Raw genomic sequence first — 2663 nt, 5'->3', positions numbered from 1 at the left:
CGTAATCAGCGCCTAGCTCCTGCGCCGCTAGAGCTTGCTCTAAAGAGTGTACCGAAACGCCTATTTTGAGCTTTTGTGTCAAATTTGACGCGCAAATGCCAAGGGCTTCGTCTTTATCCGAGCTGGCGCCGTCAAATTTAACCAAATCTCTCAAATTTATAGCCGACTCGCCGCCTGACGCCATAAATTTAGCAAAAGGCAGATGCAGTTCGCTCACGCCAAGCCTGCTTGCGACGCTTGCGTGAGTATGCAAAACAAGCTGCGCGCTAGAGCCGCACTCAGCAATAATATCAAGCGTTTTGCGGGCTAAATTTTCGTACTCACACTCAGGCAGATCGCTCTCTCTGAGCAAAATTTTATCCGCCTTGCCGCTTTGCGCTACTCGCCTAACGTCCGCGAAAAAATCCTCGCTCAAGCGGCGGTTCGTCACCCAAACGAGCTCAAATTTACCAAAATCCATCGCACCTACTCCAAAAGCCAAATTTTACGCCCGCAAAACGCGCGACCGATAGCCGACCGACCTCAAACGTAAATATGCTCGCTCATCACGGGCTGCAAATTTAGCCCTCGCACGGCGCCTAGCATCTCCTCGACCGAGCGCGCGTCGCTGATCTCAAACTGCTCGTCGCCCTTTTTGGCCTTATCCGAGTGCGTCCCCACGCCCGTGCTAACGCCGGCTGAGATTTTGTTCGCGGCGACTGCGATGACGCCGTCACGAAAGCGCGCCGACTCGCGCGTGGAGATCGTGATATTTGCATACGGCAAAAAGAGGCGGTACGCGCAGATGACCTGAAACAGCGCCCTCTCATCGACGTCTCGCGGGCCGACGTGAGCCTTGTTTATCGCGGGGCGCAGGCGCGGGCAAGATAGCGCGATCTCGGCGTGCGGGTACTTTTGCTGTATGAGGTGCGCGTGCAGCGCGGTGGCTAGCGCGTCTTTTCTAAAGTCGTCAAGCCCCAAAAGCGCGGCAAATCCGACGCTGCGCATACCGCCCATGAGAGCGCGCTCCTGAGCGTGGAAGCGGTAGGCAAACGAGCGTTTGACGCCGCCTAGGTGAAATCTCGCATACGCCGCCGGGTCGTAAGTCTCCTGAAAAACCACGACGTAGTCCGCGCCGCAACCGTGCAAAAATGCGTATTCGTCGGCATTTAGCGGATATATCTCGACGCCTACGTTGCTAAAAAGCCTAGACGCCTCCTTGCAAACCTCGCCGATATAGCCCAGGTCGCTTTTTTTAGCGCTTTCGCCGGTTAGTATCAGCACGTCTTTTAGCCCGCTTTTTGCGATATTTGCTAGCTCCGTCGCCGCCTCGTCCGCCTTTAGCCGCACGCGCGAGATCTTATTTCGCGAGCTAAAGCCGCAGTAGACGCAGTCGCTGTCGCAAAAATTTGAGATATAAAGCGGCGTAAAAAACTGCACCGAGTTGCCAAACTGCCTGCGCGTCCTATCTCGCGCCGCCTGCGCCATCTCGTCCAAAAACGCGCCCGCAGCGGGGCTTAGAAGCGCTTTTAGTCCCTCAATGCTCAGATTTTCCTCGTTTAGAGCGCGCCTAACGTCGCTAGCGTCAAATTTCGCGTAGTCGTAGCTTTCGCGCGCCGCTAGCACCCGCCGCATCAGCGTTTCGTCTATGCGCTGTGCGCCGTCGGCATACTCCATCACGTCTATATTTTTCAAATATTTCTCCGTTTTTATCTAAATTTCGGGCGTTAAATTTGATCGTTTTTAAAGGCTCGGAGCCGTAAATTTTACGCGCCCAAAACCTGCGCCTTTTCGGCGCTAAATTTAAAACCGCGCGAAATCGTCAAATTTAAAATTAGCAGGATTTTAACGAGGCAAATTTATCCTCGCGCGACTCAAATTTGACGCCGTTTTTCATGCTGTCAAATTTAAAGCTAAATTTACTCCAAAAATCCCGTCAGCGGACTTGACGCACGAGCACTTTCGCTCACAACCCCAAGCCCCGATAGATACGCCAGCCTGCCCGCCTGTATCGCCAGCGCAAAGGCTCGCGCCATCGCTTTTACGTCACCCGCAGTCGCGATAGCGGTGTTTGCCATCACGGCCGCGCAGCCCATCTGCATCGCCTCGCACGCCTGCGCCGGAGTGCCGATACCCGCATCCACGATCACGGGCAGGTCTATCTCGGCGAGCAAAATTTTGATAAATTCGCGCGTACAAAGGCCTTTGTTCGTCCCGATCGGAGCGCCAAGCGGCATCACGCACGCAGCACCCGCCGACGCTAGATCGCGCGCGACGTTTAGGTCGGGATACATATAGGGCATCACGACAAAGCCCATGTTTGCGAGCTTTTCGGTCGCTTTTATCGTCTCGTAGTTGTCGGGCAGCAGGTATTTGCTGTCTCTGATGACCTCGACCTTCACGAGGTCGCCGCAGCCCGCCTCTCGCGCTAGCTTTGCGATACGCACGCACTCATCGGCGTTCCTAGCGCCCGAGGTGTTTGGCAGTAGCGTCACGCCCTTTGGGATAAAGTCTAAAATATTTTCGATCCCGCCCTCGTTCACGCGGCGAAGCGCCAGCGTCACGATCTGCGCGCCCGCCTCGTGCACCGCAGCCTCCAAAAGAGGTAGCGAAAATTTACCCGATCCCAGGATAAAACGCGAGCTAAATTTATGCCCGCCAAGCTCTAAAATATCGTTATTTTC

3 protein-coding genes are annotated in these 2663 nt (G+C 54.8%); all 3 read right to left on the bottom strand.

What is annotated here, in order from left to right:
* The coding region (locus tag Q0338_RS04720) for a thiamine phosphate synthase (protein ID WP_298085748.1) at nucleotides 1-481 on the bottom strand (481 nt) is incomplete at its 3' end.
* Nucleotides 482-522: 41 nt separating this feature from the next.
* On the bottom strand, nucleotides 523-1656 hold the full coding sequence (thiH, locus tag Q0338_RS04715; protein ID WP_298085749.1) for a 2-iminoacetate synthase ThiH: 1134 nt from the start codon (nucleotides 1654-1656) through the stop codon (nucleotides 523-525).
* Nucleotides 1657-1898: 242 nt separating this feature from the next.
* On the bottom strand, nucleotides 1899-2663 hold a 765-nt coding region (locus tag Q0338_RS04710), incomplete at its 5' end, for a thiazole synthase (RefSeq protein WP_298085747.1).

The organism is uncultured Campylobacter sp. (assembly GCF_938018145.1).
Taxonomy (GTDB): Bacteria; Campylobacterota; Campylobacteria; order Campylobacterales; family Campylobacteraceae; genus Campylobacter_A.
The sequence above is the reverse complement of the archived record's forward strand: the minus strand, read 5'-3'. Positions and strand labels throughout refer to the sequence as shown.